Annotated in this window: 16 protein-coding genes; 7 read left to right on the top strand and 9 right to left on the bottom strand. The window is 35.8% G+C overall.

Features of this window, described 5'->3' with window-relative positions:
- Position 1 precedes the first annotated feature (1 nt).
- The 3 genes from EWU22_RS08375 to EWU22_RS08365 are packed head-to-tail and all read right to left on the bottom strand — an operon-like array spanning position 2 to position 2,524.
- A complete protein-coding gene (locus EWU22_RS08375) occupies positions 2–406 on the bottom strand; it encodes an acyl-CoA thioesterase (protein WP_130925182.1) in 405 nt (134 codons plus the stop codon).
- Positions 407–408: 2 nt separating this feature from the next.
- Complete coding sequence (gene mltG / locus EWU22_RS08370) at positions 409–1,443, bottom strand: endolytic transglycosylase MltG (RefSeq protein WP_130925181.1); 1,035 nt, start codon at positions 1,441–1,443, stop codon at positions 409–411.
- 1 nt (position 1,444) lies between these two features.
- Complete coding sequence (locus EWU22_RS08365; RefSeq protein WP_130925180.1) at positions 1,445–2,524, bottom strand: Ldh family oxidoreductase; 1,080 nt, start codon at positions 2,522–2,524, stop codon at positions 1,445–1,447.
- A gap of 111 nt (positions 2,525–2,635) precedes the next feature.
- Between EWU22_RS08365 and EWU22_RS08360 the strand changes: the two genes are divergently transcribed.
- The 3 genes from EWU22_RS08360 to EWU22_RS08350 are packed head-to-tail and all read left to right on the top strand — an operon-like array spanning position 2,636 to position 7,369.
- Positions 2,636–4,225, top strand: a complete 1,590-nt coding sequence (locus EWU22_RS08360; RefSeq protein ID WP_130925179.1) for an FMN-binding glutamate synthase family protein — start codon at positions 2,636–2,638, stop codon at positions 4,223–4,225.
- Positions 4,226–4,248: 23 nt separating this feature from the next.
- Entirely contained in the window at positions 4,249–6,129 is a 1,881-nt protein-coding gene (locus tag EWU22_RS08355; RefSeq protein ID WP_130925178.1) for an ABC-F family ATP-binding cassette domain-containing protein, read from the top strand.
- A gap of 4 nt (positions 6,130–6,133) precedes the next feature.
- Complete coding sequence (locus EWU22_RS08350) at positions 6,134–7,369, top strand: type IX secretion system plug protein (RefSeq protein ID WP_130925177.1); 1,236 nt, start codon at positions 6,134–6,136, stop codon at positions 7,367–7,369.
- Here EWU22_RS08350 and ychF read toward each other — a convergent pair whose 3' ends face one another.
- On the bottom strand, positions 7,370–8,473 hold the full coding sequence (ychF, locus tag EWU22_RS08345; RefSeq protein ID WP_130925176.1) for a redox-regulated ATPase YchF: 1,104 nt from the start codon (positions 8,471–8,473) through the stop codon (positions 7,370–7,372).
- Positions 8,474–8,563: 90 nt separating this feature from the next.
- On the bottom strand, positions 8,564–8,881 hold the full coding sequence (locus tag EWU22_RS08340) for a DUF3276 family protein (protein WP_109322876.1): 318 nt from the start codon (positions 8,879–8,881) through the stop codon (positions 8,564–8,566).
- 176 nt (positions 8,882–9,057) lie between these two features.
- On the opposite strand from EWU22_RS08340, the gene EWU22_RS08335 reads away from it, so the two are divergent.
- Complete coding sequence (locus EWU22_RS08335) at positions 9,058–9,657, top strand: septal ring lytic transglycosylase RlpA family protein (protein ID WP_109322875.1); 600 nt, start codon at positions 9,058–9,060, stop codon at positions 9,655–9,657.
- Complete coding sequence (locus EWU22_RS08330; protein ID WP_130925175.1) at positions 9,623–10,507, top strand: DUF58 domain-containing protein; 885 nt, start codon at positions 9,623–9,625, stop codon at positions 10,505–10,507. Before EWU22_RS08335 ends, EWU22_RS08330 begins: the two co-directional genes overlap by 35 nt.
- Here EWU22_RS08330 and EWU22_RS08325 read toward each other — a convergent pair.
- Positions 10,500–11,951: a TlpA family protein disulfide reductase gene (locus tag EWU22_RS08325; RefSeq protein ID WP_130925174.1), complete on the bottom strand. Its 1,452-nt coding sequence runs from the start codon at positions 11,949–11,951 to the stop codon at positions 10,500–10,502. The two genes, EWU22_RS08330 and EWU22_RS08325, sit on opposite strands and share 8 nt — an antisense overlap.
- A gap of 41 nt (positions 11,952–11,992) precedes the next feature.
- Here EWU22_RS08325 and EWU22_RS08320 point away from each other — a divergent pair, with 41 nt between their 5' ends.
- Positions 11,993–12,769, top strand: coding sequence for a YdcF family protein (locus EWU22_RS08320; RefSeq protein WP_130925173.1), 777 nt, complete (start codon positions 11,993–11,995; stop codon positions 12,767–12,769).
- Here EWU22_RS08320 and pfkA read toward each other — a convergent pair.
- Positions 12,766–13,740, bottom strand: coding sequence for a 6-phosphofructokinase (gene pfkA / locus EWU22_RS08315; protein ID WP_130925172.1), 975 nt, complete (start codon positions 13,738–13,740; stop codon positions 12,766–12,768). The genes EWU22_RS08320 and pfkA overlap by 4 nt on opposite strands.
- 176 nt (positions 13,741–13,916) lie before the next feature.
- On the opposite strand from pfkA, the gene EWU22_RS08310 reads away from it, so the two are divergent.
- Positions 13,917–14,987, top strand: a complete 1,071-nt coding sequence (locus EWU22_RS08310) for a M42 family metallopeptidase (protein ID WP_109322870.1) — start codon at positions 13,917–13,919, stop codon at positions 14,985–14,987.
- Between the two features lie 106 nt (positions 14,988–15,093).
- On the opposite strand, the gene EWU22_RS08305 is transcribed toward EWU22_RS08310, so the two are convergent.
- Complete coding sequence (locus tag EWU22_RS08305; RefSeq protein WP_130925171.1) at positions 15,094–17,244, bottom strand: S9 family peptidase; 2,151 nt, start codon at positions 17,242–17,244, stop codon at positions 15,094–15,096.
- A gap of 10 nt (positions 17,245–17,254) precedes the next feature.
- Positions 17,255–17,752 carry a YdcF family protein gene (locus EWU22_RS08300; protein ID WP_130925170.1) on the bottom strand — a complete coding sequence of 166 codons (498 nt, stop codon included), beginning with the start codon at positions 17,750–17,752 and terminating at the stop codon, positions 17,255–17,257.
- Positions 17,753–17,774: the final 22 nt, after the last annotated feature.

Here is a 17,774-nt window from a genome sequence, read left to right as displayed (position 1 = left end):
ATTAAAAATATGGCTTCAAAACTTCCAATAAATAATCGGGAGCCTTCACCATTTTTTGTCGTTTCATATCCATAAAGACAAGCGTAGTTTTCCCTTCATGGATTAATTCCTGCTTACTATTCAATATTCGATAAGAAAATTGAATGCGTACCTGAGGTAATGACAATAATGTGCACTCAATTGTCAATAACTCATCATAATAAGCGGGAGCTAAAAATTTGGAATAGTTCTCATATACTGGCAAACCGATTCGTTGGTCTTCCAGATCCTTATAGCTGACACCTAAGCTACGTAAAGTCTCTACTCGAGCAATTTCAAATAAACGAGCATAGTTACCATAGTAAACATATCCCATTTGATCCGTATCGGCATAACAAACTCGATAATTTACTGCGTAGCTATACATATCTATTTAATTTTCAAAGCATTTAAAGCACTTTGATACCTTCTTGCATTTTGCATATGTTCCTCATAGCTAGTGGCAAAGGAATGGTATCCTGAAAAATCTTCTTTGGCACAAAAATACAAATAGGAATGTCTTTCTAAACTTAACACCTTATCAATAACCTGAGGTGAAGGAATAGAGATTGGTCCCGGAGGTAGTCCTGTTAATTTGTAAGTATTATACGGAGAACTAATGGCAGTATACTTTCCAGTAACTCGTTTAATGGTGAAATCTTTCCATGCAAAAACAATCGTTGGATCAGCTTGCAATGGCATACCTGTTTTTAATCGATTCCAATAAACCCCAGCAATCCGAGATTGCTCATCTGACTTTTTACTTTCGCCTTCTACAATGGAGGCCAAAATTCCAACTTCGGTAGGATTTAAAGCTAATTTTTTAGCCTTTTCTTTTCTTTCAGAGGTCCAAAACTTAGTATACTCTTTGTTCATTTTTGACATGAATGATTCAAAAGAAGAAGTCCAAAGTATTTCATAGGTATTCGGAATAAACATACAAGGAATGGTTTCCTTGTTGAATCCAAATTGACTTACATACTCGTTGGAATCTAATTGTTTGTAAATAAATGTCGAATCAAATGGTAATTGTTTAGCCAATTTCCCCGCTAAATCCTCTTTTAATCGAAAGGTATTGATTACCAAACGAATGGCGTCTTGTCGACCATTTCTTAGCTTCCTGATTACTTCAAAGTTACCTGACTCGGAATAAATTAAATACCTTCCAGCCTTTACTCTTTCTGGATAAGACAAGATCTTAGCTAGAAAGCGAAAGCTCAATTGATCTCTAACTAATTTATGCTTGTCTAGGGTATCTAAAACCGTTTGAAAACTTGCACCTTTAGGAATCAATAAAACAAATGGCTTATCAGCTTTAACATCAAAATTTGGTGTCTTGAAAACCTGCCAAACGTAATATGAAAACATGGCCGCCAATAGCGAAAACAGCAATATGAAAATCTTGAATTTCTTGTTATCTATCATGTTAGGCTAAAATAAAAGGTACATTAAATCGATTGGCAAGAGTTTCTAGATCTCTTACAACAGGTTCCAATAATGGTATTCCATTTGCTTTACGCTCCACTTCTAATTCTCTTTCTGGGTCACCAGGGATAATAACTTGCTTTCCTTCCACAGCTTGTGCAGAACGAAACCGTTGAATCCACTTATCCATATCTTTTTTAAACTCATCAGCAGGCCTAAAAGCGTCAATCCGCATAGCACCAAGAAAATGACCTGTTCCAATTCCAACAGATTCTCCAGCCGACATAAACCCTGCTGTGGCGAATGGTGGTACCCAAGGGCCAAAATTAGCACCAGACAATACGCCCGATAGAATATCGACCATAGCACCTAAAGCATATCCTTTATGTGATCCATGTTCTCGATCTCCACCTAATGGAAGCAATGCTCCTCCGTTTTTAATGGCAAAGGCATCATTGCAAGGATTTCCTTCAGCATCTTGTACCCAGCCATCGGGTGTATTTAGACCTTTTCTTTGTAATATTTCTAATTTACCATAAGCTACTGCTGTGGAAGCAAAATCTGCCACAAATGCAGGTTCGGTCAATGCCGGAATTGCCATGGCAACTGGATTCGTTCCTAATAATTTTTCCCGTGAAAAGGTGGGAGTAACCAATGGAGCCGCATGAGTCATAGCCCAGCCAATCATTTGATGATTTAGCGCTTTCATGGCATGATATCCGGCAATACCAAAGTGATTTGAATTTCGAACTGCAATCCAACCTGTACCTGCTTTTTCTGCTTTCTCGCACGCTATTTCCATGGCGTATGGTGCAACCACTAAACCTAAACCCTTATCTCCATCGATCACAGCTGTAGAAGGTGATTCATGAACAATCTTAATCTGTGGATTCGGATTCAAGCGTCCATGATCGAATAATCGAACATAACCCGCTAATCTAGCAACTCCATGTGAATCGATCCCACGCGCATCCGCAGATACTAAAACCTCAGCGGCCAATTGGGCTTGAATTTCTGGAGTACCAATGGATTCGAAAACCGAGGCCACAAAATTTTGTAGGCGGTTAAAATCTGCTTGCATAGTCTTAAAAACAAAACACAAAGATAAAAATAATATGGGGGAATAAAACTTTTAAGGGCATGCCAACGTTCTTTGCTATATTCGTTTCACCGAATTTTACTTCATCTGATTATGCAAACTAATTATCTACTAGAAATAATCTCTTCATTTTGGTTTTGGCTAGTTTTTCTCCTCGTTGCCGTTATCATACGTGATGTTTTCATTCAGAAAAGTCACACCATCACACACAATTTTCCCATCGTAGGGCATATTCGATATTGGATTGAGCGAATTGGGCCAGAAATTCGACAATACATCGTTGCTAATAACCGAGAAGAGCTCCCATTTAATCGTCAAGAGCGGTCATGGATTTACGCTTCTTCTAAAAATGAAAACAATTTACAAGGTTTTGGAAGTGATCAAGATTTCAATTCTCCAGGGTATATTTTCATAAAAAATGCCATGATGGGTTATAATCCACCCAAAGATCATCCATTTAGAAGTAATCCTGGTGTTATTCCAGCTGCTAAAATTATTGGCGCTTATCATGAAAGAAAAAGACCTTTCCGCCCCTATTCTGTCGTTAATATCTCTGGCATGAGTTATGGTTCTTTGTCAGCCAAAGCGGTAGAATCACTAAACAAAGGGGCCTACTTAGCAGGCTGTTTTCACAATACTGGTGAAGGATCATTATCTCCTTACCATCAAATGGGTGCTGATATAGTCTTAAATATTGGAACCGCATATTTCGGTGTAAGGGATTTGGACGGGAAATTTTCCATGGAAAAGTTAGTGGAAAAAGTGCAAGCAAATCCTAGACTAAGAGCCATTGAATTAAAACTCTCTCAAGGAGCTAAGCCTGGTAAAGGCGGTATGCTACCTGCTGCCAAGGTGAATAAAGAAATTGCGGATATTCGTCATATCCCTATTGGAAAAGATGCCTTCTCCCCTGCTTTTCATTCTGAATTTTCCAATATTCCCGAAATGGTGGATTTCATAGAAAAAATGGCAGAGGCTACCGGATTACCTGTCGGGATTAAATCTGCCATTGGAAAATTAGAACAATGGGAAGAATTAGCACTGTACATGAAAAAAACAGGTAAAGGACCTGATTTTATAACCATTGATGGTGGCGAGGGCGGAACGGGAGCAGCACCACATGCCTTTGCTGATCATGTATCCATGCCATTTACTTTCGCATTTGCCAAAGTTTACCAAATATTCCAAAGACAAGAATTAACAGAGCACATCTTTTTTATTGCCTCTGGAAAACTGGGATTTCCTGAAAAAGCCTTAATGGCCTTTGCTATGGGTGCTGATTCAGTAAATATAGCTCGAGAAGCTATGATGTCCATTGGCTGCATTCAAGCACAAAAATGTCATACAAATCATTGTCCAACAGGAATTGCGACTTCTAACAAATGGCTACAAGCTGGTATCGATGTAACATTAAAAAGTGAACGCTATTATTTATACCATTATACCTTAATCAAAGAAATCGGTGAAATAACGCATGCCTGTGGATATGAACATCCATGTCAATTAACCATGGATGATATTGAATTCTCTATGGGTGATAATAATCGGACGATAGCTCTTTCTAAGTCATTAGGTTACCACAAAGACCCCGTAAAATATGGTAGTTTCAATGATTTATTGACTTGTTCTCATTTAGGTGGTGATGGTGCAAGAAAACGATTAACATTTGCACCTCAGGTTTAGAAAGGTTTGGTTATCTTTGCACTATGTTATCCATATCCAATTTAAGTTTCTATTTCGGTAGTCGGGCATTATATGAAAATGCCAATTTACATATCAAACCTAAAACCAAGATTGGTCTCATTGGGGCCAATGGTACAGGTAAATCCACCCTTCTTCGCTTAATATCTGGCGAATACTCTCCTGATGGAGGAAATATTTCTAAGTCGGGAGAATGCACCATCGGTTTTCTGAATCAAGATTTATTATCCTATCAAACAGACGATAGTATCTTGGAAGTTGCCATGCAGGCTTTTGAGAAGCAATTAGAGCTTCAGCACAAAATAGATGCAGTCTTGCACAAGATGGAAACCAACTATGAAGATAAGGATATCGATGTTCTTGCGCATTTACAAGAAGAATTTGAACGTTTAGACGGGTATACAATCCAAGCAAAGACAGAGGAAATTCTTGAGGGTTTAGGATTTAGTACGGAAGATTTATCTCGACCTTTACGATTATTTTCAGGAGGATGGAGAATGCGTGTGATGTTGGCTAAATTATTATTACAAAAGCCTGCCTTGCTATTACTGGATGAGCCAACTAACCACTTGGACTTACCTTCTATCGAATGGGTAGAAAAATACATCCATGATTACGAGGGATCCATTGTCGTTGTATCACACGATCGCTATTTCTTAGATAGAACCATAGATCATATTGCTGAGGTTTCCAATGCTAAAATAACTTTATATCCAGGAAATTATTCCTTTTATATGGAAGAAAAAGCCTTGAGAAATGAGGTCCAAAAAGGAGCCTATGAAAACCAACAAGCTCAAATCCGACAAACGGAACGTTTTATTGAACGATTCAAAGCTAAGGCTTCTAAAGCCCGTCAAGTTCAATCGCGCGTAAAAGCATTAGATAAAATTGATATCATTGATGATGTCATCGATGAAAAAGCTAAGGTCAATTTCAAATTCAACTTTGGAACTCAACCAGGTAGATTTATTCTCTTTTTGGAACAAATTTCGAAAGCTTATGGAGAAAAAATTATCTTAAAAAACACCTCAGCTACGATTAATCGTGGAGATAAAATTGCCTTAATTGGAGCCAATGGTAAAGGTAAATCCACCTTATTGCGAATCATTTCAGGAACAGAGAAGATTGAAGGCGAAAGAAGATTAGGACATAATGTGATTGAATCCTTCTTCGCTCAGCATCAATTGGAAAGTTTACAAGTAGAAAATTCTCTTTTAGATGAATTAAAATCTACTGGAACAGCTAAAACTGAAATGGAATTAAGAAGTATTTTAGGATGCTTTTTATTTTCTGGTGAAGAGGTTTTCAAGAAAATCAAAGTGCTTTCTGGAGGTGAAAAATCTCGTGTAGCCCTTGCTAAGGTATTGATTTCTCAGGCTAACTTCCTTTTATTAGATGAGCCTACCAACCACCTCGACATGCAATCGGTGAATATCTTAATTCAAGCCTTGCAGCAATATGAAGGTAGTTATGTTGTCGTTTCCCACGATCGATTCTTTGTATCTCAAATTGCCAATAAAATCTGGTATTTAGAGGATTATGAAATCAAAGAATATCCGGGCTCTTTTGAAGAATATGAAACTTGGCAAGAAACTAGGAAAGTAGAATTACCTAGTGGAAATAAAAAAGCAACGGAGAAGCCTAAGCCAGAAATTGAGAAAACCATTGCACCTACTACTCCTGTCGTTAATAATGCCAAACAGATTGAAAAATTAGAGGCGAAAATCATGGACTTGGAAAATAAAAAAGGGGAAATTGAGACTAAAATGTCAGATTTAGCTCAAAATAATGAATTTCAAGAAATGAAAACTTGGGAAGAAAAACTAAGATTAGTTTCGGATGAATTAAGTCAAGTCATGAGTGAGTGGGAAACCTTAATAGCCTAACTCCATGAAATTCAATGGTTTGACCTTCGTGTTTCTATTTTTTAGTCTTTCGGCATTAGGTCAGATTAAAAGTAAAAAATTCAAAAGCGAGGTTCAGACCATTATTTTAAGTAGATCAGAAGAAAAAACCATCATCACAGATAATCCGGTGATGGACATTGCTAGTCAAGGTAATTATCTATTATCATTTGACGATTTGGCGATGAAAAATTTAACTTACCATCTGCGTATTATACACTGTCAAGCCGACTGGAAGCCTTCATCCCTATCAGAAATAGAGTATTTACAAGACTTCAATGATGTGCCCATTCGCTCACCTAGAAATTCATTTGGCACTAAAATTCCCTATTTGCATTATCAAATCGAATTACCCAAAGTTAGAATAAGTGGTAATTTCATCGCTATGGTTTATGCTCAAAGAAATAAGCGAGATACCGTTTTCACCAAGAGGTTTTCAGTTTATGAAAATGCGCTAACAGTTGCTGCAAAAATATCCTTTGCTAGACCCAATAATCTACGAAATACTCACCAAGCCATTGATTTAACCATCTTATATCCTAATCAATTAATGTTGAATTCAGATGAAGGCTTAAGCATAATTTTGAGAAAAAATTATCAAACAGAAAATTGGTTGAATAAAATACCACGAGCACAAATTAATGGGCAAGAAAGGAGAATTACTTTTCCTTTCTATGATAACGAAAACGTGATTCCTGGAGGGAATGAATTTAGGCTGATCAATCTATCTAGTACCCAACAAAAAATGACATTTGTTGAGAATATTCGTCAATCCGATGCATTTACAGAAATAAGCACCCAAGTGGAAGTTCCTCAAGGGAATTATTCCTACGTCCAAAGACCTGATTTTGATGGGGCATTTGTGATTGACCATTATGAAAATGGTAATTCAAGTGTGGCATCAGATTATATCTGGTGTAATTTTCAATTAAAAATGGAAGAATTACCTAATGAAAAGATTTATGTGGTGGGTGCTTTCAACCAATTTGAGAAGAATACTGATAATCTGATGGAATACGATGTTTCTAAGCAGATGTACATGAAAAAGATTCGACTAAAACAAGGAATTTATAATTATCAGTTTGCAAGTAATTTACCTAATACGATGTTAGAAGGTAATTACTCACAAACTGAAAATACTTATGAAGTATTGGTTTATTTTAGAAAACCTGGCGATCGCCATGATTCATTATTGGGATATAATAAATTAACTTATCCCTAATTATACATTAAATCTAAAGTGCATGATATCACCATCTTGCACGACATATTCTTTTCCTTCCACGCTCATCTTACCCGCCTCTTTACAAGCTAACTCAGTCTTTAATGCTTGGTAATCAGACAGTTTGATTACTTCTGCACGAATAAATCCTTTTTCGAAATCCGTATGAATAACACCAGCAGCTTGAGGAGCCTTCCAACCTTTTTGAATGGTCCAGGCACGAACTTCTTGTACTCCTGCGGTGAAGTAAGTAATCAAGTTCAATAAATAATAAGAACTACGAATCAACTTACTTAAACCTGATTCTGTTAAGCCATATTCACCTAAAAACATAGCTCTTTCATCCATATCTTCAATTTCAGCAATTTGAGCCTCTAAAGCGGCGCAAACCACAATTACCTCGGCATTTTCAACCTGTACATTGGCTCTTAATTGATCTACATATTCGTTTCCACCTTGAGCTAGTGCCGATTCATCTACATTTGCCACATAAATAACAGGCTTATCGGTTAGCAAATATAAATCTCCAATGGCAGCGGATCTTAATTCTGGATCCATTTCCAAAGTTCGAGCAGATTTACCCGCTTCTAAAGTAGCTTTAAACTGTTGTAGAGCTGCCAATTCTTGTCTAGCCTTAGCATCACCAGCCTTAGCTGCACGTTCGGTTTTGGAAATCTTTTTATCAACAGATTCTAAATCTTTCAATTGTAATTCCATGTCGATGATTTCCTTATCACTAACTGGATTAACACGTCCCTCAACGTGAACAATATTTTCATCTTCAAAACAGCGTACTACGTGAATGATGGCATCAACTTCGCGAATATTGGCTAAGAACTTATTTCCTAAACCTGCACCTTGTGAAGCACCTTTTACCAAACCAGCAATATCCGTAAATTCAATCACTGTTGGAAGTACACGCTGAGGATTCACTAAGCCTTCCAAAATGGACAAGCGCTCATCAGGTACAGTAACAATTCCCACATTGGGTTCAATTGTACAAAAAGGGTAATTAGCTGCTTCTGCTTTATTAGAAGAAATAGCACTAAATAAAGTTGACTTACCCACATTAGGTAAACCTACAATTCCACACGTTAATCCCATAGCTTATTTAAAATGAAGCGCAAAAATACGCTTAAAAATTAAAAAAGCCCCTGTTTATACAGCGGCTTTTTATTAAATATTGTGTATTTCTTATTCCCACTTTAAATCTGAGCCACCAAACTCATCTTCATCGCGATTAAATTGTGTAAAATCTACATCTGGCATCAATTCTGTCTTCACATGATCAACTGCTTCTTTTAATCCATCCATGAATTTATCGAAATCCTCTTTGTAAAGGAACATTTTGTGCTTCTCATACACAAATCCATCTTCTTTCTGGTGACGGCGACTTTCTGTTATAGTTATGTAGTAATCTTGTGAACGAGTTGATTTAACATCAAAAAAATAAGTTCTTTTACCCGCACGAATTCTTTTGGAAAACAATTCTTCTCTGTCTCTTTCTTCCACTTTAAATAAGTATTTAAGTTTTACAATGCGTAAATCTACTATTTATTCTCAATCACTCAAAAAATATATTAGAAATTTACTGTCAAAAAATGTTCATTTTTTGTACAAAAGTTAGATAATCTTAAATTATAAGTATAAAAATTGCACAATAAGCGGGTTATTTGATAAGTTGCATCATGACTTCGTTTAGGATCATATTATTTACCCTAATCTATCACTTCCTATTTCAAGGCCAGGCACAAAACCTTGGAGATGAGAGTTATGGGATAGCATCCTATTATTCTCGAAGTTTTTACAATAAAAAAACAGCTAATCAAGAATTATTAAATAGAAAGGAATTTACTGCTGCGCATCGAATTTATCCATTTAATACCTTGGTGGAAGTAACTAATTTACAAAACAAAAAGTCGGTTATCGTACGTATTAATGACCGAGGTCCCTATAAATCCGGACGAATTATCGATTTAACTGAAATTAGTGCCAAACATCTCAATATTCGAAAAATAGGCCTAACTAAAGTTCGTTTGAAAATTGTAGGATTTGAAAATGAACAAATGCTCATCCCCTACCAGCATTTGGAAATGGAAACAAGTCCAAAATTCAGTACCAAATATTACCAAAAGACACGTTTAAAATACAAGAAGAAGTACCGCCTCAAAAGACATATTCGCAATCGTTCTTATTTAGTAAAAGGTAAAAAGAAAGGAACTGTGAATAAAAACAGAAAAAAGAAATTGACTCATGCTAAGAAAAGTAGCGGAAGAACAAGCAAGTAATACCCTAGCTATCATTGCTGAAGAAATAAGCCATGAATTATACCATGGTAAGCACCGAAGTGCTTTTCATGGATATTCATCAGAATTTAAAGAATATAAAGCCTACCAAATTGGCGATAATTTAAAGCAAGTAGATTGGAAATTATATGGCAGAACAGATAAACTATTCACCAAACATTTCCATGATGAATCTAATATCAGCGCTTACTTCTTCCTTGATTTGTCGTCCTCCATGTTTTTCCCCAGAGAAGATCTAGCGAAAATCAACAAATCGATTCAAATGATTGCTGTGTTATGTAAAATTTTACAGAAGCAAAGAGACAAATTTGGCATATTAGGAATATCGAATGAATTGATTTGGGAAAGTCCATTAAGTAATACTCAAGGGCATTTACATGAAATATATTCTCAATTAGAAGATCTACTAAAAAGAGAATCGGTTGAAGAAATTAGTCAATTACCTTCCATTCTCTCTAATAAAGTATCAGCTATTGGTCAAAGAAAAATCATTTTTATCTTAACCGATTTGTTAATGAATGATAAGGAGTATGCTTTATTTTTACAAAGTCTTTCAGAGATAAAAGCAAATAAAAATACCATTAAAATCCTTCATGTTTGGGATCAAAGTGAAAGACAACAGGAATATAAACCTGGCAATATTCTACAGTACAAAGACATTGAAACAAATCAAGTATTGTCTTTACCAATGGAGGAATGGAATCAATTGCAAACGAAGCAACATCATATTTTCATTGACCAACGGATAAATCCATTACTTAGCAAGGGATATCAATATCAATCGCTTTGTGTGAATGAAAGTTTGTTTGAACTTATAAGACAGGTTATTTAATACCTAATTCCCTTTGTCTATTTTCATAAAATGTGATAAAGTCTTGGATTTTATCTGTTGGAATTTTCTTTCCTATGATCCTTTTATTTTTATCCAAAACATAAATAATAGGTGTAGAATAGATATCAAAGGTTTGCAAGAAGTTGTTAAAATATTCTTCTTTCCCTGTTTTTGCATTCTGATGTATATCGATTCCATTATAAACGGACTCCATTTTATATTCCTTTATAAAATCAGTCCACTGTTGCTTATTCCTGGCAATGGATGTGGCCAAAACGGATATTTTCTTCGATTTAAAGTAGTTAGCTTGCGCCATTAATTTCGGAGTTTCCTCTTTGCAGTGACTGCAGTCTGGATCGTAGAAATATACCAGCGTATATTCTCCTGGAATAGCCGCAGTAGTCAATCTTTTACCAGAAGGGTCCGTTAAATACAATTCAGGAATCCGTTTTCCAATCAATAAAGGTTTCAAAACTTTAATACGATCACGCATTTGTCGTATGGTAGTTGTATCCCACAATGCTGGCTCTCCAACATAATACTTCTCTCCCATGTGTGCAAATGCTGCGTCTGTACCTACAATATTGGAATTTTCATAAGTACTAGAAATTTTATAAATGACATATCGTCTAACATCTCTGTTTTTGATTTTTGCCAACAATAAATCTGCATCTTTGGTGATGGAATCAGGCTGCTGAACGACCAAATCTTCAAAATACTTTTCTAATTTTTTCTGCAAAAATGGCGTACGAATGAAGCGTTCATCATTCAGATCTAAGTTATCAAAGAAATGCTTTTTATAATAGCTAAACTGATATTGGTAAAATTCAGAGCTATCCTTTGGCGTACTAAGCTTCTTTTTGAAAGGAGGTATTTCTGGTTCAAAGGTGGCTTTAACCAACTTAGAAACAAACAATTGCTTATTCTTCTCAAACCAAGATTGTTGATACTGTACAATTTCTTTTCGAATTGCTGCAATTTGACCTAGGTCTTTTCTTTCCATTTCTAATTTCCTCAAATCCACATATCTTTTACCCATTTCCTTTTGAAAGCTGAAAAATGCCTCATTTTCAGCCGAATTTTGGAACTTCATGTGGTTAATTGGATCAAGCGTGTCTGTTTCAAAGGAAAATTGGGTATTACCAATGATGATATCTAGGTATTTATTTTTAGAGAAACTAACTAAATATAAACCTTTAGGTAAATCTTCCTTGCCTTGAAATACAAAATTACCTTGTCCATCAGCTTGAGCTGTGTCTTTAATAACCTGTTGAGTTGATCCAAAATAATGGGCTAAATAGATTTCTCCGGAAGCTATTCCATTAATCTTTCCTTTAATTAAAAAGCCTGCCGATGACGCGGCTTGAGTGTTTGTCTTTTTTACTTGGGCGATTGATCCAAATCCGCATAGTAGAATGCTACATGCCAGAAAAAATACTTTCATATATTTAATTAAATTTACAGACTAACGAATCTAAAATTACAATGTTTTTCATACTATCTAAAATATTAGACATCTTACTTTCTCCAACTATTTGGATAATTATTCCGATGGTCATCGCCTTGCGTTTGAAAAAAGTAAAACAGATAAAAATTGCTATTTTCTCATCCATACTTTTGCTTTTATTTTTAACGAATGGAAGCATTTGCAATGCCCTACTTAAGAGTTGGGAGATTGATGCCCCCGATATTCCAGCAGGTAAAACCTATACTTGGGGAGTCTTATTAACAGGTGGAATGATTAAATATACAGATACTCATCCAGATCGTATCTCTTCAGGAGAAGCAGCTGATCGTATGATTCAAACCTTTCATTTATACCAACAAGGAGCCATTAAAAAAATACTCATTACCGGTGGAGAAACAAGTATTGCAAATTTGATGGTCGACCGATCCAATGAATCAATCAATGTAAAAAGATTACTTATAAAAATGGGGGTTCCTGCACGTGATATATTTGTGGAGAATAAGGCTAGAAATACATATGAAAATGCCTTGTATTCTAGTCAGATGTTAAAGAACTACTTAAAAAAAGATACTATTGTGCTTATTACTTCCGCCATGCATCTTAGACGTTCGATACTATGTTTTGAAAATAAAGGATTTAATGTTAGACCTTACGCTGCAGATATATTAAAAAAGGAGACTCCATTGAGTCTCCTTTCCTATTTTAAACCTAACGAAAAAAGTTTATCCATAAACTTTCAATTAATTCGTGAAGTTGTTGGTATACTTGTTTACAAACTCAAAGGTTATATCTAGGTCGATAATATTTCTACCATTCGAATTAAATCTTCCGAAACAGGTTTCTTTTTCGTGATAGTATCATGGAAAGGAGTGTAAACCAATTGATTATTCACTACACCGGCCATCACATTCTTTTCTCCATGTAAAAGACCTTCTAAAGCTCCCAAACCTAATCGACTAGCCAAAATACGGTCTGCTGCAGTTGGCACACCTCCACGTTGAATATGTCCTAAAGTAGTCACGCGTATATCCAGCTCAATCTTCATTTGATCTTTAATCTTTTGAGCCACTTTTTGAGCATTACCTTCTTCATCTCCTTCTGCTACAATGACAATAGAAGAGGATTTAGCCTTAGAAAATCCCTTTAGTAACGTTTCCATTACTTCACTCACTGGAGTTAAATTTTCTGGAATCATCACGGCTTCAGCGCCACCTGCAATTGCACATTGAATGGCTATATAACCTGAATCTCGTCCCATTACTTCAATAAAAAATACACGATCGTGTGAATCAGCTGTATCTCTAATTTTATCTATAGCATCTAAAGCTGTATTCACAGCTGTGTCATAACCAATGGTATAATCGGTTCCATATAAATCATTATCGATTGTTCCTGGTGCACCTACGCAAGGAATTTTAAATTCATTATAAAAGATTTCGGCACCAGTAAATGTACCATTTCCACCAATTGCCACTAATCCTTCAATTCCTTTAGCCTGCAACTGGTCATAAGCTTTCTTACGCCCTTCTGTTGTTAAAAACTCTTTAGAACGTGCTGATTTCAAGATGGTTCCACCTCTCTGAATTATATTACTAACTGATTGGGAATTTAATGGAATAATATCTCCATTAATCATTCCGTTGTACCCTCTTACTATACCATAAACCTCTACTCCATGATAAGCGGCACCGCGTACTATGGCACGAATACAAGAATTCATTCCTGGGGCATCTCCTCCTGATGTATAAACTGCTATTTTCTTCATCAAATGTTGTTTTACTAATAAAATGATAAAAACAATCCTTAGCCGGATAAATTTTCACTACTAACTACAAATTTAAGCTTTAAAATGGCTCTCCAAAACTCTTAAATTTATTTTTTCGATAAAATTCAAATATAAATTAGCCTTAGTAAATTGCAGCTTCAAAAAATATGTCAATTATGTCTCAAAAATCGAATGACTTTCTGTACGAATATTTAAATAATGCTTCCCCTACTGGTTTCGAAATGTCAGGCCAAAAAATTTGGCTAGATTATTTAAAGCCTTACTTAGATGAAAAAATCATTGATATATACGGAACAGCAGTGGCTGTCATTAATCCAGGGAAACCATATTCTGTCGTTATTGAGGCTCATGCCGATGAAATTTCGTGGTTTGTCAACTACATCGACGAGAATGGATACTTGTTTTTACGCAGAAATGGTGGATCTGATGCCTTAATTGCACCATCTATGCGGGCGAATATTCATACTAAGGACAAAGTAATCAAAGGTATTTTTGGTTGGCCTGCCATACACGTACGAGATACGACAAAAGACAAGGCGCCTACAGTGAGTGATATCTTTATTGATTGTGGTGCATCCAATAAGAAAGAGGTGGAGGAAATGGGCATCCATGTCGGTACTGTTGTGACTTTTGAGGATGGACTCATGGAATTGAATGAAAAATATTTGGTTGGACGTGCTCTTGATAATCGTATAGGAGGCTATATGATTGCTCAGGTGGCCAAACGATTGAAAGACAATAACATTGAATTGCCTTTTACTTTATACGTGGTAAATGCAGTACAGGAAGAAATTGGATTACGTGGTGCCGAAATGATTGTGAAGCGATTAAAACCAGATTTAGCCATTATTACGGACGTTACACATGATACACAATCACCTATGTACAATAAGAAGACTCAAGGTGATATGGCCTGCGGAAAAGGACCAGTGATTTGTTATGGACCAGCCGTTCAAAACAATGTGAGAGACTTCATTATCGATATTGCTAATGAAAACAAGATTGATTTCCAAAGACAAGCTGTTTCTAGATCCACAGGAACTGATACTGATTCATTTGCTTATGCCACAGAAGGTGTAGCTTCAGCCTTGATTTCTTTACCATTGAAATACATGCACACCACAGTTGAAATGATAGCCAAATCCGACATGGAAGCTGTTATTGACTTAATTTATGCTTGTTTATTGAAGGTAAAAGGAAATGAGGATTTTAGATACTTTAGTTAATCAATTTAGAATGTAAAATGTAGAATGTAGAATTATCACTTATCAATTATTAAAAAAACAAATAACATAACAAGTCATTCTACATTCTACATTCTTAATTCTACATTTATCTCAGGTACCGCTCAAAAAATTCATAAGTCCTCAACATCTGATCTAAGCGCTGACGGTTATTGCCAGCTCGAGTGATTTCATGTGTAGCACCTGGATGACGGACATATTCAACTTCACGCCCAATAACTTTTAAGCTTTTATACAACATTTCCGATTGAATCACCCCTGTTCTCAAATCTTGCTCTCCGTGAAATATAATCAAGGGCGTTCTGATATTTTGAACATAGGATAATGGCGACTCTTTGTCCAATATAATCCTAGTTTGTTTTTCCCATGGATAACCTCCAAAATAATTAGGAACTAATCTCCAAGCATTACCTTCCCCAAAAAAAGTGGACAACTCATACACGCCACGCTGTGAACAAGCTACTTTAAAACGGTTCGTATGGCCTAACATATAAGAAATTAAATAACCCGCATATGATCCACCTGTTACGGCTAGTTTAGTTGTATCAGCCCATCCTTCTGAAATTCCTAAATCTAGAGCCTGCATAACATCTGACATAGGACCTTGACCCCAATCTTTCACATTTGCCCCCATAAATTCCGCTCCATAACCACCACTACCTCTAGGATTGGAATAAACAATGCCATAACCTTTAGCCGCAAAATATTGAAATTCATGCCACATACTGGCTTCACCAGTCCCCCACATGGCAGTTGGTCCACCGTGGATTTCTAACAATAAAGGGTATTTTTTCCCAGATTGAAAATCAATAGGCTTCATGACCCAATAATCAACAACCAAGCCTTTCTTATTTTTAAACGATTTCTTGGTGGCTAAACTCAGTACTTTATCTTTCAACCATACAGCATTTAATTGTGTCAAAGCTATTTCGTTGGGATTGTTTTTTGAAAAATAATACAATTCAGAAGGATTCGAAATCTTTGTTTTGGCATAGATAAACTGCCCTTCATTTTGATCAAAGCCTAATACCCCATCTTCAGTATTACTTAACGTATTTAATTTATTATTGGTGATATCATATTCAAAAAGAGGTACTCCACCGTGATCTTGAGCAGTAAAATACAATTTCGATTCATCCTTAGACCAAGACCATTGTGTTATAATCCTGTCTAATGGAATTATCTTTTGATAATAAGCCCCTGGACTTAGGGCAATGATTTTAGCCACAGGACTAGGTATCCCTCCGACTTTTAACTCAAAAAAAGCCAAATATTTACCATTGGGAGAAACAGAGAGATTGCTATAACGATAGCCTGGTTTTTCTACTAAAGTTTGGAAAGATTTCGTGCTAACATCATATAAAGCAATCACGTTATCTAGTACTTTGTCAGGGTGTTTTAAGGTATCCGATGGTATGCATACCACAAATGTATTCCCACCATGTAGCTCTTTCATTTCTTCTACTCTCCGATATGGATTGGATAATAAAGTAGGTTTAGTACTTCCTGATATGGGAACTTTAAAAAATGCAACAACCTCTAACTCACTACTGGTGGTACTTTCTTCTTGAAAATCCAATTGATTAATGACTTTGGCCTTTTTATCTTTTTCATTCTGGATTAAATAAGCTCGTATTTCATCGATATTTCCATTGGGATTAGGCTTAATTGATTTGGTTTGAAAACTTGTCCAATCGTATCCAGGCTTTTCATGGGTCCATGAAGGAATCCATCTTGATTTATTATATAAAGAATCTGATAAAAATTCTTTGACAGATATAGTTGAACTAAAATAGATACTTTGCCCATCTTTTGACCATTCTGGAGCTGCAGCACCATATGGGATGGATGTGATAGAATAAGCTTCTCCCCCTTTTAAAGACAGTAAAAAAACTTGTGGTTTGTTATCAGTAGCAAGTCTGACAAAACTAATAAACTGACCATCAGGACTCCAGGAAGCAGATGCTACAGACAATTTACCTGATGTCAAGGCCCTAGTTTCTTTCGTTAGCATATCCCCAAGAAATAAATGCGTTTGATAGGTATACTCCCCCTTTTTATCGGGATCATCCAAGATGGATTTAACTAAATAAATATACTTTTTCCCATCGGGAGAAAATTGAGGTTGTGAAACTGTTTTGATTTTTAGTAAATCCGTTAATTCAATTTTCTGACTTGTTTGTGCCGTTAATGAGAAAATGGCTAATAAGAAGACAGAGAGAATAAGTAATTTTTTCATATTTGTTGATTTAAAAGTATAATCCGTTCTTTTTTATTTCAGCCAAAGCATGAGCTTCATGTGCAATTAATTGATCTAATTCTGGAATAAAAGATTGATGCTCCACTCCATAATATTTCTTAGAATAGCTTGGTAAAACTTCATCAAAAATCAATTTAACTCGAGGAACATGATATTGAGAAGTTAGAATATTAAGTGATTGAATGGAATAATTTTCGATTACTAATTTGCTTTTGACAGCATCATCAACAGTATTGGAAGATAGTGCCAGAGGTAAAAAATAGTTATCAGCCACTCCTCTTGATGCCAACTCCTGCTTCAATAGAGCTGCATGTGCCCAAGGACTTGTATTAAAGTGAGCACCAAATCCCCCAGTACAAAGTATAGGACGAGCTTGGATTTGAAACAATTCCCAGCAATAATTTACCCGATCCATAGCAATGGGGCCTAATTGACCATTAGGTAAATTGGGGGATCCTAAGATGATAAGTACTTCTTGAAATTGCATAAAAAAAGGTCTCCAAATTGGA

Origin of the sequence: Aquirufa nivalisilvae (assembly GCF_004307455.1) — a bacterium.
Lineage (GTDB): Bacteria > Bacteroidota > Bacteroidia > Cytophagales > Spirosomataceae > Aquirufa > Aquirufa nivalisilvae.
Note: the sequence above shows the minus strand (reverse complement) of the source record. Positions and strands in the feature narration are given on the sequence as shown.

Bases quoted from the DNA above. Each gene is read 5' to 3' on its own strand.
- EWU22_RS08375 (WP_130925182.1), bottom strand. From the start codon at position 406: ATGTATAGCTACGCAGTAAATTATCGAGTTTGTTATGCCGATACGGAT.
- mltG (WP_130925181.1), bottom strand. From the start codon at position 1,443: ATGATAGATAACAAGAAATTCAAGATTTTCATATTGCTGTTTTCGCTA.
- EWU22_RS08365 (WP_130925180.1), bottom strand. From the start codon at position 2,524: ATGCAAGCAGATTTTAACCGCCTACAAAATTTTGTGGCCTCGGTTTTC.
- EWU22_RS08360 (WP_130925179.1), top strand. From the start codon at position 2,636: ATGCAAACTAATTATCTACTAGAAATAATCTCTTCATTTTGGTTTTGG.
- EWU22_RS08355 (WP_130925178.1), top strand. From the start codon at position 4,249: ATGTTATCCATATCCAATTTAAGTTTCTATTTCGGTAGTCGGGCATTA.
- EWU22_RS08350 (WP_130925177.1), top strand. From the start codon at position 6,134: ATGAAATTCAATGGTTTGACCTTCGTGTTTCTATTTTTTAGTCTTTCG.
- ychF (WP_130925176.1), bottom strand. From the start codon at position 8,473: ATGGGATTAACGTGTGGAATTGTAGGTTTACCTAATGTGGGTAAGTCA.
- EWU22_RS08335 (WP_109322875.1), top strand. From the start codon at position 9,058: ATGACTTCGTTTAGGATCATATTATTTACCCTAATCTATCACTTCCTA.
- EWU22_RS08330 (WP_130925175.1), top strand. From the start codon at position 9,623: ATGCTAAGAAAAGTAGCGGAAGAACAAGCAAGTAATACCCTAGCTATC.
- EWU22_RS08325 (WP_130925174.1), bottom strand. From the start codon at position 11,951: ATGAAAGTATTTTTTCTGGCATGTAGCATTCTACTATGCGGATTTGGA.
- EWU22_RS08320 (WP_130925173.1), top strand. From the start codon at position 11,993: ATGTTTTTCATACTATCTAAAATATTAGACATCTTACTTTCTCCAACT.
- pfkA (WP_130925172.1), bottom strand. From the start codon at position 13,740: ATGAAGAAAATAGCAGTTTATACATCAGGAGGAGATGCCCCAGGAATG.
- EWU22_RS08310 (WP_109322870.1), top strand. From the start codon at position 13,917: ATGTCTCAAAAATCGAATGACTTTCTGTACGAATATTTAAATAATGCT.
- EWU22_RS08305 (WP_130925171.1), bottom strand. From the start codon at position 17,244: ATGAAAAAATTACTTATTCTCTCTGTCTTCTTATTAGCCATTTTCTCA.
- EWU22_RS08300 (WP_130925170.1), bottom strand. From the start codon at position 17,752: ATGCAATTTCAAGAAGTACTTATCATCTTAGGATCCCCCAATTTACCT.